We start from the raw sequence: 16,143 nt of genomic DNA, 5'->3' as shown, positions 1-16,143 counted from the left end.
TCGGTTCCGGCGAAGGACTGCTTCGTCTTGCCGATTCGCTGGTTTGTACTGCACTATCGATCCGGCGTTCCCTGAGACTTGTTTGAGCCTCGCAAGCGCTGATTGCTCAGCCTTCAGATCGTAGCTGTCAGTGGCGGGATCCGCAAAATACAGGTTCATGGCGGTCGCAAGGTCGCGGTCCATGTACCAGTCCGTGTCTCCCAACTGATGATTTCTCTCCCAAAGAGCCTTCTTACGGTACGTTCCCGTTTCGGGATCGTGCTGACTCGGGCGCAGTTTTGCGGGGACTGACTTTCACCACACAACAGCCGGTTATCAATCCTGCAATACCGCTTTTGCCCAAACTCTTGCCGTATCCGGCTCTCTGAAATGCTTTGTATGAGTTCTTCTCCACGATGACGGTGCCGGCCCTGCCGAACACCTGGTTAATCACTTCGCCGTGCAGGCAACGGCGGGTTTGCGCCTGGCGGCGATACAGATCCGCAAGTTTTGCCTTTGTTGCCTTATAGGTCTTGGATTCCTTCCAGACAATCTTTTTTCCAGCGGCTTTAACGGTGCCGTCCGCGTTGTAGCACTCCCGATTTGTGTCTCTGCGGGAGCGGTCCATGGCACGTAAAAGACGCGCAATCTCCTTTTCCTGAGAGACAGTGCCCGCGCTCACCAAAATCTTCTGCTGCCACTCGGGGCTGTAAAAAGTCAGTTGCCAAGGCGCTGGGGCTCTCGCTTGAGGCTCTCAACGAGTTTGCCGCCAAGCAGACGCACTAACAGTCGACGGGCCGAAACAGGATGCGTTTTCAGTGCTTTCTGTTTCGGCTGCTGTCTGACTGCGGGCGGATTTCGCTTTTACGGGTGACTTCCGCAATTTCCTGGACACAGGCCTGAAGATCGGCCAGTGCTTCATCGAGATTTGCAAAGGCAACATCGGTTTCAATATCGCGGAGGATGGTTTCCGTCTCGTTTTCTTCGGCGGACTCGTCCTCCGCGTTGTCTTTGCTGCTGTAGCGCATGATGCCGACAAGGGCCGCCTGCACAGCCTTATTCTTGCTGCGGACTAGTTCCGGCCACAGAGCGCAGGCTGTGGCAAAGCCGTCGGCAAAGGGGCTTAAAGCGGCAAGGGACTCTTCTCCTTCAAGAGGTTCTCCCGTCAACTCATCGGTATCGTACAAAATGGGATCGATCGGCTTTTCGGACAGTACCGTTTCCTCAATTTCCCGGCCCCGCCGCAGAATCAGTTTCTGAAGCTGTGCCTGCTCATGCTGACTAAGACGGGCGCGGGGGTTACCGTCGATATCAAAGACGTAGTTCATCCAGTCCGGCTGTGCAGGAGGGTTTTTCATGAGCGTGAGCGCCGTGAGAAACCCATCGAGTTTGTCCGGTTCCATCGGGGTAAACGCTTCAGGAATGCGCGCAAGCAGCTCTCCGAGCTGTTCAATTTCTTCAAGCGACAGGCTGACTTTGCTCATTTTGTTTGGTCTCTTTGTTGCTTTTTCCGACGGGATAATCATTTTGCAGCGCGGTGTAGGACACGACCTGCGTCGAGCTGTTGACGGCTTCGTGGATACTGATCGGATTGTGCATGCGGTGAATGCGCTGCAGAAGTTTTTCGGCTTCGGCGCATGACATCGCAAGGATCATTTCCTTGAGTTCGGGAATACGGCCGCTTTCCATGGAAAGCCTGCGGGCACCCATGCCGATCAGCAGCCGGGCCAGAGTCGGGTCGCCTGCGATTTCACCGCAGATACTCACCGGTTTTTTTGCTTTGACGGCGGTCTTAATGACGCTGTACAGAAGCGAGAGAACGGCCGGATGCAGGGGATCGTAGAGTTCGCTCACAGCCGGATCGTGACGGTCTACGGCAAGTGTGTATTGAATCAGATCGTTGGTGCCGAGGCTGATGAAGTCAAGGTCCTTTAAAAAAGAGGGCAACGCAATGGCTGCGGCTGGTACTTCAATCATGCCGCCCAAGGCGATTTTGTCAGCGCAGGCTATGCCGCGGTCGGTGAGCTGCTCACGGGCCTTGCGGATAAAACCACGGGTAATGGCAATTTCCGAGGGGCGGGACAAAAGCGGCAGCATGATCTGCACGTTACTGTCAACGGCGGCGCGCAAAATCGCTCTGAGCTGCGTGAGAAAGAGCTCGGGCTGATGGATGCTGAAGCGGATGGCCCGGCGGCCGAGAGCGGGATTGGGGACTTCTTCTCCGTCATCAAGATTGAGGCTTTCTAAGGCCTCATGCGAGGGCAGTTTGTCGCCGCCCAAATCCATGGTGCGGATCGTGACGGGCTTACCCTTCATTGCGCGTATCACGCGCAGATACGTTTCGTACTGCTCATCTTCGCTCGGCAGCGTCGGGCGGTTCATGAACAGAAATTCGGAACGGAAAAGACCGATACCGTCAGCGCCCGTGCGTTCGGCATCCCGGACGTCTTCGGGAAGGGCGATGTTGGCACAAAGGCTGATTTTCACACCGTCCTTGGTTTCAGCCGGACGGGAGTTAAGGCGCTTTTGCCGGATTCGGGCATTGTTGAGATCACGGATTCTCTGCGCAACCTGCGGCAGCAGGGACGGATCAGGATGCACGGTGAGAACACCGTGATCCGCGTCCAGAAGCACCACATCGTCACTGCTGATGTTTTCGGTAGCCCCTTCCACGCTCACCAGGGTCGGAATTTCAAGTGACCGGGCAAGAATCGCAGCGTGCGAAGTGGGAGAGCCGGAAGCGGTGACAAGGCCTGCGATGGAAACATCCCTGCGGCGCTTCAGAATCAGAATATCGGCGGGATTGAGGTCATCGGCAATGAGGATGATTTTTTCATCACTCATGGTCAGCCGTACGGTGTCGGCCGGGCGCCGCCTGCCGCTTAAGACCCGCTGAATACGCTCCACGACGAGCGCGACATCGTCGCCGCGTTCGGCAAGGTACTCGTTGTCAATTGCATCAAAGGCCTTGCGGAGCTCTTCCATACGAAGCGACAGAGCCCATTCGGCGTTGACGAGGCGTTCGCGGATGATGGCCTGCGTGTCGGTTACAAGAGATTCATCGGCCAAAATCTGCCGGTGCAGATCAATAAAGGCGATGGCTTCGGGCGGCGTATCTTCGTTTTGCGCGAGTGTCTCGGAGAGCTCTTCAAGCTCTTTGGCAACGGTCGTGACTGCTGCTCTCAGACGCGTGGATTCCGCACGGGTCTGTGAGCCATCAATGGGGAAGCGGGGAATCTCGAGGTCGCCCTCGGAAAGAATCTGAGCCTGCCCCAGGGCAACACCGGAAAATACGGCGATACCCTTCATGGCAATGGAAGACAGTTCCGGCTCACGGGAGCTCTCGGCCACAGTCTCCTGGGCCTGCGGCAGCGCTACGGGGACTTCCCCGGGAAGCTCTTTTTCTCTGCCGGCGGCTTTGTCCGTTACGTTCGGCGGGGTATTGGCCATGATCTTTATTCCTCTTCACCGAAGCCGGACTCAATCAGTGAAACCATGGACTCCATGGCGGCGGCTTCACCGGGGCCGTCGGCGGTGACGGTAAGTTCTGTGTCGCATTTGGCAGCAAGCGTCATGACCGAAAGAATGGATTTGGCGTCAATGGTTTTGTCGCCCTTACGGATCGTGATGCGACAGTCAAAAAGATTGGCGGTCTTGGTAAGAAGCGCCGCCGGCCGGGCGTGCAGTCCGAGTTTGTTAACGATGGTCACATTGCGCGTCAGCATGGTGCAAAACCCGATGAAAAGAGGCTTCGGTTCTGATGCGCAGGAGCGCACCGCCTCTACTGTTGGAGTGTTTCCTGCATGATACTGCCGGAACCGGCTTCTTTCACAAGAGCCGTCACTTTTTCAAGCGAATCATCCCAGTGACAGAGCGCCGTGAGAACCATCGGCAGGTTGACGCCGGCAATCACGGCGGTGTTGCTGAGCGAAAGCAGTTTGACGGCAATGTTTGAGGGCGTTGCTCCGACCACATCGGTGAGGATGAGCGCTCCGTCATGATCGCTGTCGGCACTGACGGCCGCCTTGGCAAGATCGGCTACGGCATCGGCATCGGCATCAGGCAGTACGTCAATGGCCCGGATACGCTCAGCCGTTCTTTTGTCGAAGCTGTAGACATGCGCTGCACAGGATTTGAGTGCGCTCGCAAGCGGGGCATGAGCAATAATGAAGACGGAGACGGACACGATGCGGATAATTAGCGCTCCGGACAGGAGCCTTTTTTCAGACAGGCGTAAGTCTACCTGAGCAAGCGATCGGCTGCCCGCACCGCTAAAATCGCTGAAAATGCAGTGAAGATGGTGTTTGTTTTGAGGGTAAACTGAAGAAGATGGTTTGATTTTTATTTAAAACTATATAAAAACATCGTAATTTACGTTATCTCTCGTTAATTTTGTTGAGTGGAAACATGGCGTTAATCGAGTTTCGTTCAAAGGCTGCCGCTGGCTTTTACATGATGCCGGCAAGTTTTTCTCAGGTCTGCAAAGTCTGGGGACGGGGGTATTCGGAGCAGGGCAGTATTCCGCCGGAAGACCTGCCGGATCTCATTACCAGGCTTGAAGCTGCCGTCAAGCTTGAAAAAGAGCGTCTAGCCGAGGAAAAGCGTCAGCAGGAACTCGAAGAGAAACAAAGCAGCCGTTATCTGAGCTACGCCGAAGAAGACGAACGCGAGAAAAAACGCACCGAGGCCGCGCAGCGGGTGCCCTTTTCCGTACGGGTGTACCCTCTGCTGGAAATGATGAAAAAGTCGCAGGATGCGGGCGTGAGCATCATGTGGGGTGTGCCCTAGCCGGGAAACAACGGCAGTGAAACAGCGCAAGGCTCATCTCTTAACACAGAGATGAGCTTTTATCCGAGGGATGAACTCTGCGCCGGTTCCCCGTCTTCTGCGCTTTCGGACAGTTTTGCGAGAGGCTCGTTGGCGGCATGGCGCGGAATAGGAATATTGAGCGCCTTGAGTTTACGGTACAGATGCGTTCTTTCCAGACCGGCTCTGCGGGCAACACGCGTCATCTGGTTGTTTTCGTAGTTCATCAGAGCCTTCAGATAGGCTCGTTCCGTGGTTTCACGGACTTCCCGCAGTGAGTTATTAAAGTCAATGACGATGCCCGTGCCCTTGATTTCAAAAATCGGGAGCTCTTCCGGAATCGGCATCACGGGTTCTTCAGGGAGCTTCACTTCCGGGGCTTTCTTCTCTTCGGGACGGTAGCGGGCCATGGACTGAATCCGCTCGTGTACCTGAAGGCCGTGCTCCACGCTTTGCAACAGTTTCTGCATGGAGATGGGCTTTTCAAGACAGTTGAGCGCCCCGAACTTCGTTGCTTCAACCGCTGTTTCAATCGTTGCGTGGCCGCTCATCATCAGCACCGGGCAGTGCAACAGGTGCCGGACATTGAGCTCTTTCAGAAGCGACACGCCGTCCGTATCCGGCATCCAGATGTCCAGAAGGATCAGATCAAACGGTTCAGTCGTAATCAAACGACGTGCCGTTTCGGCATTTTCTGCGGTCTCTACGGTGTATCCCTCGTCGGAGAGAATATCCGACAGAAGTTCGCGGATACCAATTTCATCGTCCACGACCAGAATCTTTGCCATTGTTCTAGAAATCCTCGAAATCAGACGGTTTAAGCGAACAGTGTTTGATTTTAACTGTAAAAAACGGAAGCGCATACGTTGTGACAACAACGGTTCTGCGCAAAAGGTCCGGTTCTTTTCTGTGCTTATGCCGGCCGGTTCTCAGTATGCGGCATCGGACGTTCGTGATGCCGCGGACTGCAGGCCGGGAAAGATCATTGTAATCGAAGCCCCGCAGACATGACCGTCCTTATCCGTACGGTTCATGACGGTGACTTTGGCGTGATGCTCCTCAATAATTTTTTTCACCATAGGAAGACCGAGCCCGGTACCGGTGGCCTTGGTCGTGATGTAGGGCTCAAAAGCCCGAGACAGGATATCCGGTGAAAAACCCGGGCCGTTGTCTTCCAGAACGACACGGACGGATCCGGTTGTCTCCACAATCCCCGTGGAGATGCGGATTTCCGGTTCCTTCGTTTCAACCGTTGCGTCAAGCGCATTGCCCACCAGGTTGTGGATGACCTGCCGCAGCTGGTTGCTGTCGGCATTGACGGCCGGAAGGGACTCGGTCAGGTTGAGTTCAATCGGTGTGCCTGCAGCGCTGTAAAGTGCTTCAAGCTCCTTTAAAAAGGCATTGATGTCAAGGGGAGCAAGCACGGCCGCAGGGAGCCTTGCATAGTCACGGAAGTCGTTAACCATCTGCTTCATCGCATCGACCTGGCTCACGATGGTGCTGCAGGCTCTGTGAAGCAGAGTCTCGTCTTTTGCATCGAGCTTACCCGTGAGTTTGATGTTGAGGCGCTCGGCGGCCAGCCGGATCGGTGTGAGCGGATTTTTAATTTCATGCGCAAGGCGTCTTGCCACTTCACCCCAAGCAAGCGCCTTCTGCGCGTCAATCATGGCCGACATGTCGTCAAAAACAATCACCCAGCCTTCACCGTTATCAAGGTCAATCCGGGCGCCTCTTAAGAAGATGACAAGAGGCTCGGCCGTTTCTCCCTTATGCAGCTCGAGTTCAGTGTGAATGCTGTCTTTGTCGGCAAGCCGGATTTGATTGCGGATGGCTTCGGCCAGTTCCGGTTCGATGTCGGGGAGGACCGCGCCCACGCCGATCCGTTTGTTTTTAAGAATGGTGCTTGCCGCGACGTTGGCGGTACTGATATGCAGTTTTGAGTCGACCACCAGAACGCCGGAAGAAATATTGCTCAGAATCCGTTCAAGCGAAGCACGGGCCTGCTCTGCCTGCAGTCTCTGATTTTCCACGAGGGTTCTTGCCTCGGCAATCTGGAAAATCATGGAGTTAAAGGACTGCGTGAGCTCATTGATTTCATCGTTGCCCGGGTACTCGCGGATCGGCCGCAAGTCGCCTTCAGCGACTTTTCGTGTGCCTTTGGCAAGCTGTAAAACGGGAGCGGCCATATTGCCGGCAAAGCGCAGTGCCGCGGTGACGGCGCCGAGAATTGCCATGAGCATGGCCAGTGTAAGCGTTACGCCGTAAATGTCTCTGAGTGCGCCGCGGGTGAGCACAAGCTCCTGGTAGTCTCGAAAACCGTTGACGAGATCGGAGACGTTGGAGGCAAGGCCTGGGGGCACCTGTTGAGTGAGCTGCAGGTATAGCCGGGTCGTTCCCTGCGGCGTACGGACAGTGCCTGCCGGAACCAGGGCCCGGATTCTCAGAGGTTCATCCCCTTCGGCGGAGTCGCCCTCAAGCGAGGTGATGCCTCTTTGCTCCCGGGCTTTGGCGAGTTCATCTTTTGACGGAACCAGGCCGCTTTGTGGGGCATCATCGGCCGTGGTGAAAAGCCGTTTGGCATTGCCGTCAAAGAGTTCGGCCGTCGTAATGTCAGCGGTTTCCTTAAGCCGTGTGAGCTCAGACGTGAGGTCCGCGTAGGGAACAGAGGAAAGACTTTTTGCCATCCGCAGCGCCGTCAGTTTCACGAGCTGCTGCTCGCGCTCGATGATTTCGCCGGAAAGTGCTACGCCGGAATCTAGAGCGTGTTCGACACGGACATCAAACCAGGAGTCAATCGAGCGGCCGATAAACTGGCTTGACACGAGGTAAATAAGAAGACAGGGAAAAACCGTGATGAGCGAAATCACCAGGGCGAGTTTCCCGGTCATGCGTGAGCCGAAGAGCTTTTCCCGGTAGCGTTTGACCAGACGCCAGATCACGGCGGAAACGAAAATAAAAAGCGTTACCGCGGCAAAAATGTTGCAGACCAGAAGGATGGGAAACCACTGGTCAAAGAGAACGGAATTGGCGCCGCCCGCAGCAACCAGAAAGAGCAGAACCGCGGCTATGCAGATCAGTGAGCCGACACAGTAGCGAAACCAGCGCGGCATAAAAGACTCCTAGCGTCTCGTAAGCGCAGCCGTAAGAGGGATTTCTTCCCAGCTGCTTTCAACAGCCCAGTCGGAATTGCCGCCGATACTGACCTGAAGCGGCTTTGGCAGACGGGAGACATCAAGGCTCATTTTCGTTTCGGCAATGAATTTGTCTGTGTCGTCAACGGCATTGGCATCAGCCACCCGCCAGTCGCCGATGTGTTTTAAGAGCGGAAGGACTTCTTCAAGCGTCCCGAACGACTGCGTGAGACCGCCCCGGGAGAAGCGGTACTGACGTGAGAGCGGGCTGTAGCCGATACGCTGCACGAGCTGGGAGGACGTAACCGTTTTGTCCATCCAGTACCAGCGGGGCTTCTCCAGTCTGAATTCGTAGAGAAAATAAAGGGCGATGCCGCGTCGAAGACTGTCGACAAGACCGTCAGGAAGATCAAACTCCCAGTCGGCCGTCAGGTAAAGTCCGGGCGTTGTATCCCGCACGATGCGCTCAAGCCCTGCCTGCATCAGCTGTACTTCTGCCGTTGCTGCGCGCACGGACGTGCCTGCCGACAACAGAATCGGCGACAGGGCAATACCGGTACAGAGCGCACGGCGCGAAATCATGGCGGCAGTCAGTCAAGCTTTGTTATGAGGGCATAGAAGAAGCCGTCATGCGGACCGGCAAAGCCGTAGGAATCCTTTCCGGATTCGTGCGGCATGAGCGTCAGCAGTTCAGCCCCGCAGGCCGTTTTGACGATGTCTGCATCAGCGTGCCGGGAAAGAAAGGATCTGACCTGGCCGCGGCCTTCTTCCTCAAATACTGAGCATACGGCATAGAGCAGCTTTCCGCCAACCTTTAGGCACGGCCACAGTGCTTCAAGAAGCCGATACTGTTGCTTTGCCAACGAAGCGATGTCTTTCGGGGTTCTCGAAAGCACAATGTCGGGGTGACGCCGGACGATGCCGCTTGCGGTGCACGGGGCATCAAGCAATATGCGGTCAAAGGGGCGCTTATCCCACCAGGAGGCGGTGTCAGCGGCGTCAGCGGTGCGGACTTCGGCCGTAAGACCGAGTCTGTCCAGATTTTCCGTGATTCTGCCGGCGCGCAGGGGATCGACTTCAAGCGCCGTTACTGAGCAATCAGCCAGTTCCAGAAGATGTGCTGTTTTGCCGCCGGGTGCAGCGCACGCGTCCAGTATCCGGTCTCCGTTTTCAGGCGCCAGAAGATGCGCGGCAAGCTGTGCGCCGGCATCCTGAATGCTGACGAGCCCTTCGTTAAAGCCCGGAATTTTTCCGACAGGCACGGCCTCATTAATGACCACGGCTTCATTTTCCACGGCAGCGACCGTAAGCCCCTGACTGCGGGCTGTTTCACACCAGGCGGAAACGGTCGTTCTGCGGCGGTTCACCCGGACCGTGAGCGGCGGTTTTTTCTTCTGTACGGCCAAAATTTCATCGGCAGCCGCACGGCCGAATTCCCGGTCAAGACGCTCAATCCACCAGCGCGGCGCATTAAAACGCACGCAGGGATCGCGGTTTACAAAGTCCGTGAGTTTTTCGGCCTCGCGGGTAAAGCGCCGCAGACAGGCATTGATGAAGCCCGCGGCAGGCGCCGTTTCCGGATCGGCTTTGGCTGCCGTCACAGCCTCGTTGAGAATGGCATAACTTTTCTGCGGAAAATCGCAGAGCGCGCATAAGCCCGCAGAAAGGAGATTACGCACCGCGGGAAGCGGAGGTCTCTGCGCGAGCTGATCAATCAGGGCTTCACACAGGTAGGCGCGGCGGGCACAGGAGTAAAGCATGGACTGAACGGCTGCTTTTTCTTCAGGCCTGGCCTGAGCGCACGCAGCTGACAGGGCTTTTTCAAGTGTTGAGCCGGTGCGCATCAGCTGCAGTGCATCGGCCGTGAGCTTCAGAGAGCGCCGAAAGGCAATGCTTGTCATGAGAGCACCTCACCGGGCTGAATGCCTGAACTCTGAATAAAGGCCTGGGCGGCAACGGCGGGTTTACCCGGTCGCTGAAGCCGGGTGCAGCAGACTGCACCGCTGCCGCAGGCAATCACGACGCCGTCGGCAGAGCAGCTGAGGACTTCCCCGGGATGTCCCTGACCGCTGCAGACGCCGGCAAACCAGATTTTGAACGTTTCACCGTTACGCTGTGCGGTCGAGCCGGGGAAGGGGCAGAAAGCCCGGATACGGGCGGCGATTTCTTCCGCACTTTTTGTCCAGTCAACCGGGCTTTCGGACTTAAGGATCTTGTGAGCGTAGGTCACGCCTTCAGCGGGCTGAGCCGCTGCCATCAGCCCGGCCGGACGCGAAAGGGCGTCAGTGATCATCCGGGCGCCGAGTTGCGTGAGCTTTTCCGTCAGAGTCTCTGAGGTATCCGTTGCCGTAATTTCCACGGCGCGGCTTTCAATCATGTCGCCGGTGTCAAGCCCCGCATCCATCTTCATAAGCGTGATGCCGGTCTGCGCGTCCTGCGATTCAATGGCCCGGGTGATGGGCGCGGCGCCCCGCCAACGCGGCAGAAGCGAAGCATGAATGTTGATGCTGCGGATCGTGCCGTCGGCGCCGATGCCCTTGGCAGCGTCTAAAGCCCGCTGCGGCAGGATCAGTCCGTAGGCAGCCACAACAAACACGTCGCAGCCGCAGTTTTCCAGCGCTTTAAGGGCTTCTTCGGCTTCTTCGGGCGACTTTTTCACCGACAGCGTCACCGGAGTGAGAACCGGAAGTCCCAAGGACACGGCAACAGTTTTGACGGCACTCGGATGCAGCTTCATGCCGCGTCCGCTCGGTCTGTCCGGCTGTGTGAGCACCAACACGATTTCGTGACCGGCCTCATGCAGTGCGGATAAAGCGGCGGCGGCAAAAGCAGGCGTTCCAGCAAAGGCAATGCGCATACGTGAACTCTCTGAGAAGAACCGGCAGAAAATGCCGGTGTCCGGGGACTTCCGGGGAAAGAAACTTCAGCGGGAAATTGTACCTGCACAACCGTCACAATACGGACGTTTCTGCTAGTCTCGCAGGCAACAGTATTGTTCGTTTATCCGGTGGACAAAAGTGTCAGAGCAGAATCAGATTGTGGATTTGGCCTATAAAACTTACGGTGACCCGCATCTGCCGCCGATCATTCTTCTGATGGGGCTCGGTACGCCTGCGGCAGCCTGGCCGCGGCAGTTTATTGCTGATCTGGTGCAGGGCGGCCTGTATGTGATCGTTCCGGATAACCGTGACAGCGGGGCAAGCCCCGCCGCAGAAGGAGACGTGAGCCGCCGGCAGGTTGTGTGCGCCATTGCCCGTTATCTGATCGGCTGCCGGGTTAAGGCGCCTTATCGGCTCGAAGACATGGCCGCCGATGTGTTTGCACTGATGGATAGGCTCGGACTGGAAAAGGCGGCCGTGGCAGGAATTTCCATGGGCGGCATGATCGCTCAGTGTATGGCCATTGAGGCGCCGCAGCGCGTGAGGTCTCTTGTCTGTATGTCAACGGCTTGCGGAAATCCGAGAACAGGCCTGGGAAAACTTAAGGCCGTGGCAGCGGTTTTGCCTGCGTCAAAGCCGCCCGCTGACGCGGCCGAAGCCAGAGAGGCACTGAGAAAACTTTTTGCCGTGATCGGAACGAAGGGAAATACGTACCCGGACGATTATCTGGATGCGGTCCTCAGGGCGGCGGCTCAGCAAAAAGATCCGGAAAAAGCCACGGCCCGGCAGCTCATGGCGATTCTTGCCTCCGGTAACCGCGTAAAGGCCCTGCGGCAGCTTTTTGTTCCTGCGCTCGTGGTGCACGGACTGGCGGATCCGCTGCTGCCGAAGGCTGCCGGTATGGAAATTGCCAAAAACATCCGGGGTGCCCGGTTTTTAGGCATTGAAGGCATGGGGCACGACCTGCCCCCTGCTCATATCGATGAGATTGCCCGTGCTGTCGCGGCCCACTGTTACGGAGCGGGACCGGACTTTTCCGCCAAGTAAAAAGCGCACGCCGGCTACGGGTGCGCTTTTGTAACGGTTAGCAGAGTAAGGCCTGATGCATTACTGTCTTTTTTCCTTGGCTTCGCGGGCTTTCTCACGCCGCAGTTTGGCAAGCTTAGCGACGGTGCGGCTCTTTTTCAGGCGGCTTAAGTGGTCCACGAATACGATGCCGTTTAAGTGGTCTGTTTCGTGCTGAACGCAGACACTCATCAGTTCATCGCATTCCATCTCAAAGGGTTTACCGTCGAGGTCCTGTGCCTTGATGAGGACGCGGGCGGGGCGCTCTACTTTCTCATAGACGCCGGGCAGCGACAGACAGCCTTCCTCACAGTCAACGACTTCATCGGAAAGCGGCTCAATTACCGGGTTAACGAAAACTCTCAGGTCGTTTTTGTCTTCACTGATATCCACGACCATCATACGGATGAGTTTGCCGATCTGGGGGGCGGCAAGCCCCACGCCCGGTGCGGCGTACATCGTCTCGGCCATGTCGGCGGCCAATTGTTTTAATTCATCATTGAACTCGGTCACCGGCTGCGCCTTTTCGGCCAACCGGGGATCGGGGTACTGTACGATAGGCAGTAAAGCCACGGAGTTGTCTCCAGAAAAAATTCGCGTTGGCTGACAGAATACAGCAAATACAGTGTTCTACAGGTATAAAACCGCTGATGGAAACCATAGATAAAGCAGAAAAAGGCGGCAAAAGCCGAGAGGAGATTCTTGCCTGGCTCAAAATTGCCTGTGTTTTCGGAGGCAATGTGCGCGCCGTGACGGCGCTGATCCGGTCTTTCGGCACGCCGGAGGATGTTTTTGACGCGCCGAAACGGCTGCTTGCAAAAGTGATCGGGATGGACGATGCCGCCGCACTGCTTTCGATGCAGACTGAGGAAACGGCGCAGAAAAGTTTTAACTGGCTTGAAAGTGCGCCTTCAGCCGATATCGTGGTTCTTACCGATGACGATTATCCGCAGGCACTGATTCATGCGGGGGAACCGCCGGCGCTGCTTTTTATCCGCGGGCAAAGAGCGCTTCTGAGAAAAGAACGAGTGCTCCTTGCCGTTACCGCAGCGGCCGACAAAGAGGGACAGGAGAATGCGGCTGATTTTGCTGCGGCACTGTCGGCTTCAGGCGTGGTGCCCGTTTCATTTCTTGAGACGGCTGCTGAAAAGGTACTGGTGAGTGCTGCCGCCCGTCCGGGGCTCGGCATCATCGTGTGTTCGGCAGGCGGCCCTGACAGGGTTTCAGCTCAAAGGCTGCGGGCCTATGAAGCCGTCGAGAGCAACGGACTCATCGTGACGGCGGAATTCCCCGGAACCGGTGCAACAGACGTAAGCCGCGGACGCTGCCGGTGGCTTGCCGCGGCTCTGAGCCGCGCTCTTTTGGTGATTCAGGCTGAGCGCCGCAGCACAATCCTCGGACTGGCCCGTGAGGCAGGTAACCTCGGACGGGATGTGGCGGCCCTGCCAGGGTCGGTTCACTCGCCGCTGTATAAGGGTAATCATCAGCTCATCCGGGAGGGCGCGCGCCTGGTCGAAAATATTGATGATCTGAAGGCAGATCTGCGCCTGGACTGAGGTAAATAAGCACTTTTACGCTCTGTTGCGGTTATCACGCGGCGGCAAAAGTTGATATCCTGAAAAAAGGAGCAGCGCCGAAAAAGGCAGTCAGGAGGGCAAGGAAAGACCCCGGCAGCCGGTGTGCTGCCGTTCTTTTTTCGGCCGGTGCCTTTGGCCCAGAATCATTGACATGAAAACACTCATTATTGCGGAAAAGCCCTCGGTTGCCACGGACATCGCCCGTGTGATCGGGGGAATGAAGAAAAACGGCGACTATTACGAAGGCGATGAATACATCGTCGGCAATGCCCTCGGGCACCTTCTGGAGCTTGCCTGCCCGGAAAAGTATGAAGTCAAGCGCGGCAAGTGGACTTTTGCACATCTGCCCGTGCTGCCGCCGGAATTTGATCTCAAGCCCATCGCCAAGTCGGCAGAAAAACTGAAAAACCTCGGCAAACTCATCCGCCGCAGTGATGTCGGCACCATCGTCAACGCATGCGATGCGGGGCGTGAAGGGGAGCTGATTTTCCGCTACATCATGCAGGCAACGAAGGCAAAAAAGCCGATTAAGCGCCTGTGGTTGCAGTCAATGACGCCGGGCGCCATCCGTGAGGCCATGCATAACCTTCGCAGTGATGAAGAAATGCAGCCTCTGGCGGAAGCCGCAAAATCCCGTTCGGAAGCTGACTGGCTTGTCGGCATCAACGGTACGCGCGCGATGACTGCCTTTAACAGTCAGGGCGGCGGCTTTTTCCTGACAACGGTCGGTCGCGTGCAGACGCCGACGCTTGCGATCGTGGTGCAGAGAGAAAATGAAATCCGCGCGTTTAAGCCGAAGGATTACTGGGAGGTTAATGCCGACTTTTCCTTTGCGGGCGGCTCTTACAGCGGCCGTTGGTTTGACGCAGAATTTAAGAAGGATCCGAAGTATCCGGAATTAAAGGCCGAGCGTCTTTTTTCCCGGGATGCGGCTGAGGCTGTTGTGGCACGCTGCCGCGGGAAAAAGGGGACGGTAACGGAGTCCAGTAAGCGCACAACGCAGCTTTCTCCACAGCTTTTTGACCTCACAAGTCTGCAGCGTGAAGCCAACAATAAGTTCGGATTTTCCGCAAAGACCACGCTTTCTATTGCCCAGGCGCTTTACGAAAAGCACAAGGCACTTACCTACCCGAGAACCGACAGCCGGGCATTGCCGGAGGACTATCTCGGCACGGTGCGCGACACGCTTGCGGTCGTGGCGCACTCACCGGCTTTTGCGCCTTACGCTCAGGGCATTTTGCAGAATAACTGGGTGAAGCCCTCCCGCCGTATTTTTGATAATTCAAAAATCAGCGATCACTTTGCCATTATTCCGACCCTGCAGCCGCCGGCTTCGGCGCTCACGGAAGCTGAACAGAAGGTCTATGACCTTGTTGTCCGCCGTTTCATGGCGGTGTTTTATCCGGCTGCCGAGTATGACGTCACAACCCGCATCACAAAGGTGGGTGAGGACAGCTTTAAGACCGAAGGTAAAGTTCTCGTCAAAGCCGGCTGGCTTGAGATTTACGGCAAGGCCGGGGGAGGGGAAGACCTCGCCGCGCTGCAGGGCGCCGCGGAGGTTCTGACGGACCATATTCAGTCGGACGCGTTTCAGACGAAACCTCCGGCCCGCTATACCGAAGCAACGCTTTTGTCCGCAATGGAAGGCGCAGGAAAACTTGTCTCCGAGGGTGAACTGCGTGACGCCATGGCTGAAAAAGGGCTCGGTACGCCGGCCACGCGGGCTGCCATCATTGAAAACCTGATTGATCAGAACTACATGCTGCGCGAAGGCCGTGAACTGCGGCCCACCGCCAAGGCCCAGCAGCTCTTTTCGCTTTTAAAGGGCCTGGGAATTTCCGCGCTTTCGGATCCGAAACTCACCGGTGAGTGGGAGTACAAGCTCTCGCAGATTGAAAAGGGCCGTCTCTCGCGCGAAGAGTTCATGAATGAAATCCGCCGGATGACCACGGGCATTGTGGATTCGGCCAAACAGTACAAGGGGGACGATGTGCCGGTCGAGCATCCCGTGCACATCAAGCATCCGTGTCCGAAGTGCGGCGGTGCCGTGGTGGAAAACTACCGCGGCTTTGCCTGCACGAATCCGGACTGCGATTTCCATATCAGCAAGCACCCGGCCGGACGTACATTCGAGCCGGCTGAAGTTGAGGAGCTGCTTGAAAAGCGTCAGATCGGACCTTTAAACGGTTTTATCAGCAAGATGGGGCGGCCCTTTTCCGCCCTGCTGCGCCTTAATGCCGACAACGCGCTTGAGTTTGACTTCGGCGACCGTGAAAAAGAAGACGACGGCACGGATGTGTCCGAGCTGCCGGTCGTGGGGGTCTGTCCCAAGTGCGGAGGTCGCGTGCGCGCGGGTGCTGCCTCTTACTTCTGTGAAAACACACTCGGCGCCAAGACCTGTGACTTCCGCTGCGGGCGTGTGATTCTGCAGCAGCCGTTGGAGCCCGCAGAGCTCGAAAAGATCCTGACGGAAGGAAAATCAAGCCTTCTGACGGGCTTTGTCTCCAACCGCAGCCACCGTAAGTTCAAGGCCTATCTGGTGCTCGATAAAAAGACCGGCAAGATCGGGTTTGAGTTTGAGGAGCGCCCGGCGGCCGGAAAAGCCGCAGGCAAAACTGCAGGAAAAACCACGCGCAGAAAAACGGCGGCAAAAAGCTGAAAAACGGCCGTCTGACACCCGGTCCTCAACGGATAAGTACTCAGTCG

General features: G+C 56.6%; 15 protein-coding genes and 1 pseudogene. 4 read left to right on the top strand and 12 right to left on the bottom strand.

Annotated elements, in window-relative coordinates; genetic code table 11:
* The 6 genes from BQ7486_RS11530 to BQ7486_RS00540 all read right to left on the bottom strand — a co-directional run.
* The coding region (locus tag BQ7486_RS11530) for a hypothetical protein (RefSeq protein ID WP_143182973.1) at nt 1-204 on the bottom strand (204 nt) is incomplete at its 3' end.
* 28 nt (nt 205-232) lie between these two features.
* Nucleotides 233-661, bottom strand: coding sequence for a hypothetical protein (locus BQ7486_RS00560; RefSeq protein WP_143182972.1), 429 nt, complete (start codon nt 659-661; stop codon nt 233-235).
* A gap of 133 nt (nt 662-794) precedes the next feature.
* A complete protein-coding gene (locus BQ7486_RS00555) occupies nt 795-1,463 on the bottom strand; it encodes a UPF0149 family protein (RefSeq protein ID WP_022372346.1) in 669 nt (222 codons plus the stop codon).
* On the bottom strand, nt 1,438-3,429 hold the full coding sequence (gene ptsP, locus BQ7486_RS00550; RefSeq protein ID WP_074008571.1) for a phosphoenolpyruvate--protein phosphotransferase: 1,992 nt from the start codon (nt 3,427-3,429) through the stop codon (nt 1,438-1,440). Before ptsP ends, BQ7486_RS00555 begins: the two co-directional genes overlap by 26 nt.
* A gap of 5 nt (nt 3,430-3,434) precedes the next feature.
* Complete coding sequence (locus BQ7486_RS00545) at nt 3,435-3,704, bottom strand: HPr family phosphocarrier protein (protein WP_022372348.1); 270 nt, start codon at nt 3,702-3,704, stop codon at nt 3,435-3,437.
* Between the two features lie 56 nt (nt 3,705-3,760).
* The gene (locus tag BQ7486_RS00540; RefSeq protein WP_022372349.1) at nt 3,761-4,165 is read right to left on the bottom strand and encodes a PTS sugar transporter subunit IIA; all 405 of its coding nucleotides are present in this window, start codon (nt 4,163-4,165) and stop codon (nt 3,761-3,763) included.
* A gap of 221 nt (nt 4,166-4,386) precedes the next feature.
* On the opposite strand from BQ7486_RS00540, the gene BQ7486_RS00535 reads away from it, so the two are divergent.
* Nucleotides 4,387-4,767: a DUF1840 family protein gene (locus tag BQ7486_RS00535; RefSeq protein ID WP_022372350.1), complete on the top strand. Its 381-nt coding sequence runs from the start codon at nt 4,387-4,389 to the stop codon at nt 4,765-4,767.
* Nucleotides 4,768-4,826: 59 nt separating this feature from the next.
* On the opposite strand, the gene BQ7486_RS00530 is transcribed toward BQ7486_RS00535, so the two are convergent.
* From BQ7486_RS00530 to fmt, 5 genes are all read right to left on the bottom strand, one after another.
* On the bottom strand, nt 4,827-5,573 hold the full coding sequence (locus BQ7486_RS00530; RefSeq protein WP_074008570.1) for a response regulator: 747 nt from the start codon (nt 5,571-5,573) through the stop codon (nt 4,827-4,829).
* A 141-nt stretch (nt 5,574-5,714) separates the two neighbouring features.
* Nucleotides 5,715-7,895, bottom strand: coding sequence for a sensor histidine kinase (locus BQ7486_RS00525; RefSeq protein WP_074008569.1), 2,181 nt, complete (start codon nt 7,893-7,895; stop codon nt 5,715-5,717).
* 9 nt (nt 7,896-7,904) lie between these two features.
* Entirely contained in the window at nt 7,905-8,498 is a 594-nt protein-coding gene (locus tag BQ7486_RS00520; protein WP_074008568.1) for a DUF4390 domain-containing protein, read from the bottom strand.
* A gap of 8 nt (nt 8,499-8,506) precedes the next feature.
* Nucleotides 8,507-9,817, bottom strand: coding sequence for a 16S rRNA (cytosine(967)-C(5))-methyltransferase RsmB (gene rsmB / locus BQ7486_RS00515; protein WP_074008567.1), 1,311 nt, complete (start codon nt 9,815-9,817; stop codon nt 8,507-8,509).
* The gene (gene fmt / locus BQ7486_RS00510) at nt 9,814-10,773 is read right to left on the bottom strand and encodes a methionyl-tRNA formyltransferase (RefSeq protein WP_074008566.1); all 960 of its coding nucleotides are present in this window, start codon (nt 10,771-10,773) and stop codon (nt 9,814-9,816) included. Before fmt ends, rsmB begins: the two co-directional genes overlap by 4 nt.
* Nucleotides 10,774-10,933: 160 nt before the next feature.
* Here fmt and BQ7486_RS00505 point away from each other — a divergent pair, with 160 nt between their 5' ends.
* Entirely contained in the window at nt 10,934-11,842 is a 909-nt protein-coding gene (locus BQ7486_RS00505; protein ID WP_074008565.1) for an alpha/beta fold hydrolase, read from the top strand.
* Between the two features lie 60 nt (nt 11,843-11,902).
* On the opposite strand, the gene def is transcribed toward BQ7486_RS00505, so the two are convergent.
* Entirely contained in the window at nt 11,903-12,433 is a 531-nt protein-coding gene (gene def / locus BQ7486_RS00500; protein ID WP_022372343.1) for a peptide deformylase, read from the bottom strand.
* A gap of 77 nt (nt 12,434-12,510) precedes the next feature.
* Here def and BQ7486_RS00495 point away from each other — a divergent pair, with 77 nt between their 5' ends.
* Nucleotides 12,511-13,416 (top strand): DNA-processing protein DprA, encoded by a 906-nt coding sequence (locus BQ7486_RS00495; protein WP_022372342.1) that lies wholly within the window; start codon nt 12,511-12,513, stop codon nt 13,414-13,416.
* A 172-nt stretch (nt 13,417-13,588) separates the two neighbouring features.
* Nucleotides 13,589-16,069: pseudogene (locus tag BQ7486_RS00490) on the top strand (DNA topoisomerase III); the annotation flags it as partial.
* Between the last annotated feature and the right edge of the window lie 74 nt (nt 16,070-16,143).

This window comes from Duodenibacillus massiliensis, from assembly GCF_900128485.1.
Lineage (GTDB): Bacteria > Pseudomonadota > Gammaproteobacteria > Burkholderiales > Burkholderiaceae_F > Duodenibacillus > Duodenibacillus massiliensis.
Note: the sequence above shows the minus strand (reverse complement) of the source record. Positions and strands in the feature narration are given on the sequence as shown.

Bases quoted from the DNA above. Each gene is read 5' to 3' on its own strand.
- rsmB (WP_074008567.1), bottom strand. From the start codon at position 9,817: ATGACAAGCATTGCCTTTCGGCGCTCTCTGAAGCTCACGGCCGATGCA.
- BQ7486_RS00495 (WP_022372342.1), top strand. From the start codon at position 12,511: ATGGAAACCATAGATAAAGCAGAAAAAGGCGGCAAAAGCCGAGAGGAG.
- BQ7486_RS00525 (WP_074008569.1), bottom strand. From the start codon at position 7,895: ATGCCGCGCTGGTTTCGCTACTGTGTCGGCTCACTGATCTGCATAGCC.
- BQ7486_RS00545 (WP_022372348.1), bottom strand. From the start codon at position 3,704: ATGCTGACGCGCAATGTGACCATCGTTAACAAACTCGGACTGCACGCC.
- ptsP (WP_074008571.1), bottom strand. From the start codon at position 3,429: ATGGCCAATACCCCGCCGAACGTAACGGACAAAGCCGCCGGCAGAGAA.
- BQ7486_RS00530 (WP_074008570.1), bottom strand. From the start codon at position 5,573: ATGGCAAAGATTCTGGTCGTGGACGATGAAATTGGTATCCGCGAACTT.
- BQ7486_RS00535 (WP_022372350.1), top strand. From the start codon at position 4,387: ATGGCGTTAATCGAGTTTCGTTCAAAGGCTGCCGCTGGCTTTTACATG.
- fmt (WP_074008566.1), bottom strand. From the start codon at position 10,773: ATGCGCATTGCCTTTGCTGGAACGCCTGCTTTTGCCGCCGCCGCTTTA.
- BQ7486_RS00555 (WP_022372346.1), bottom strand. From the start codon at position 1,463: ATGAGCAAAGTCAGCCTGTCGCTTGAAGAAATTGAACAGCTCGGAGAG.
- BQ7486_RS00520 (WP_074008568.1), bottom strand. From the start codon at position 8,498: ATGATTTCGCGCCGTGCGCTCTGTACCGGTATTGCCCTGTCGCCGATT.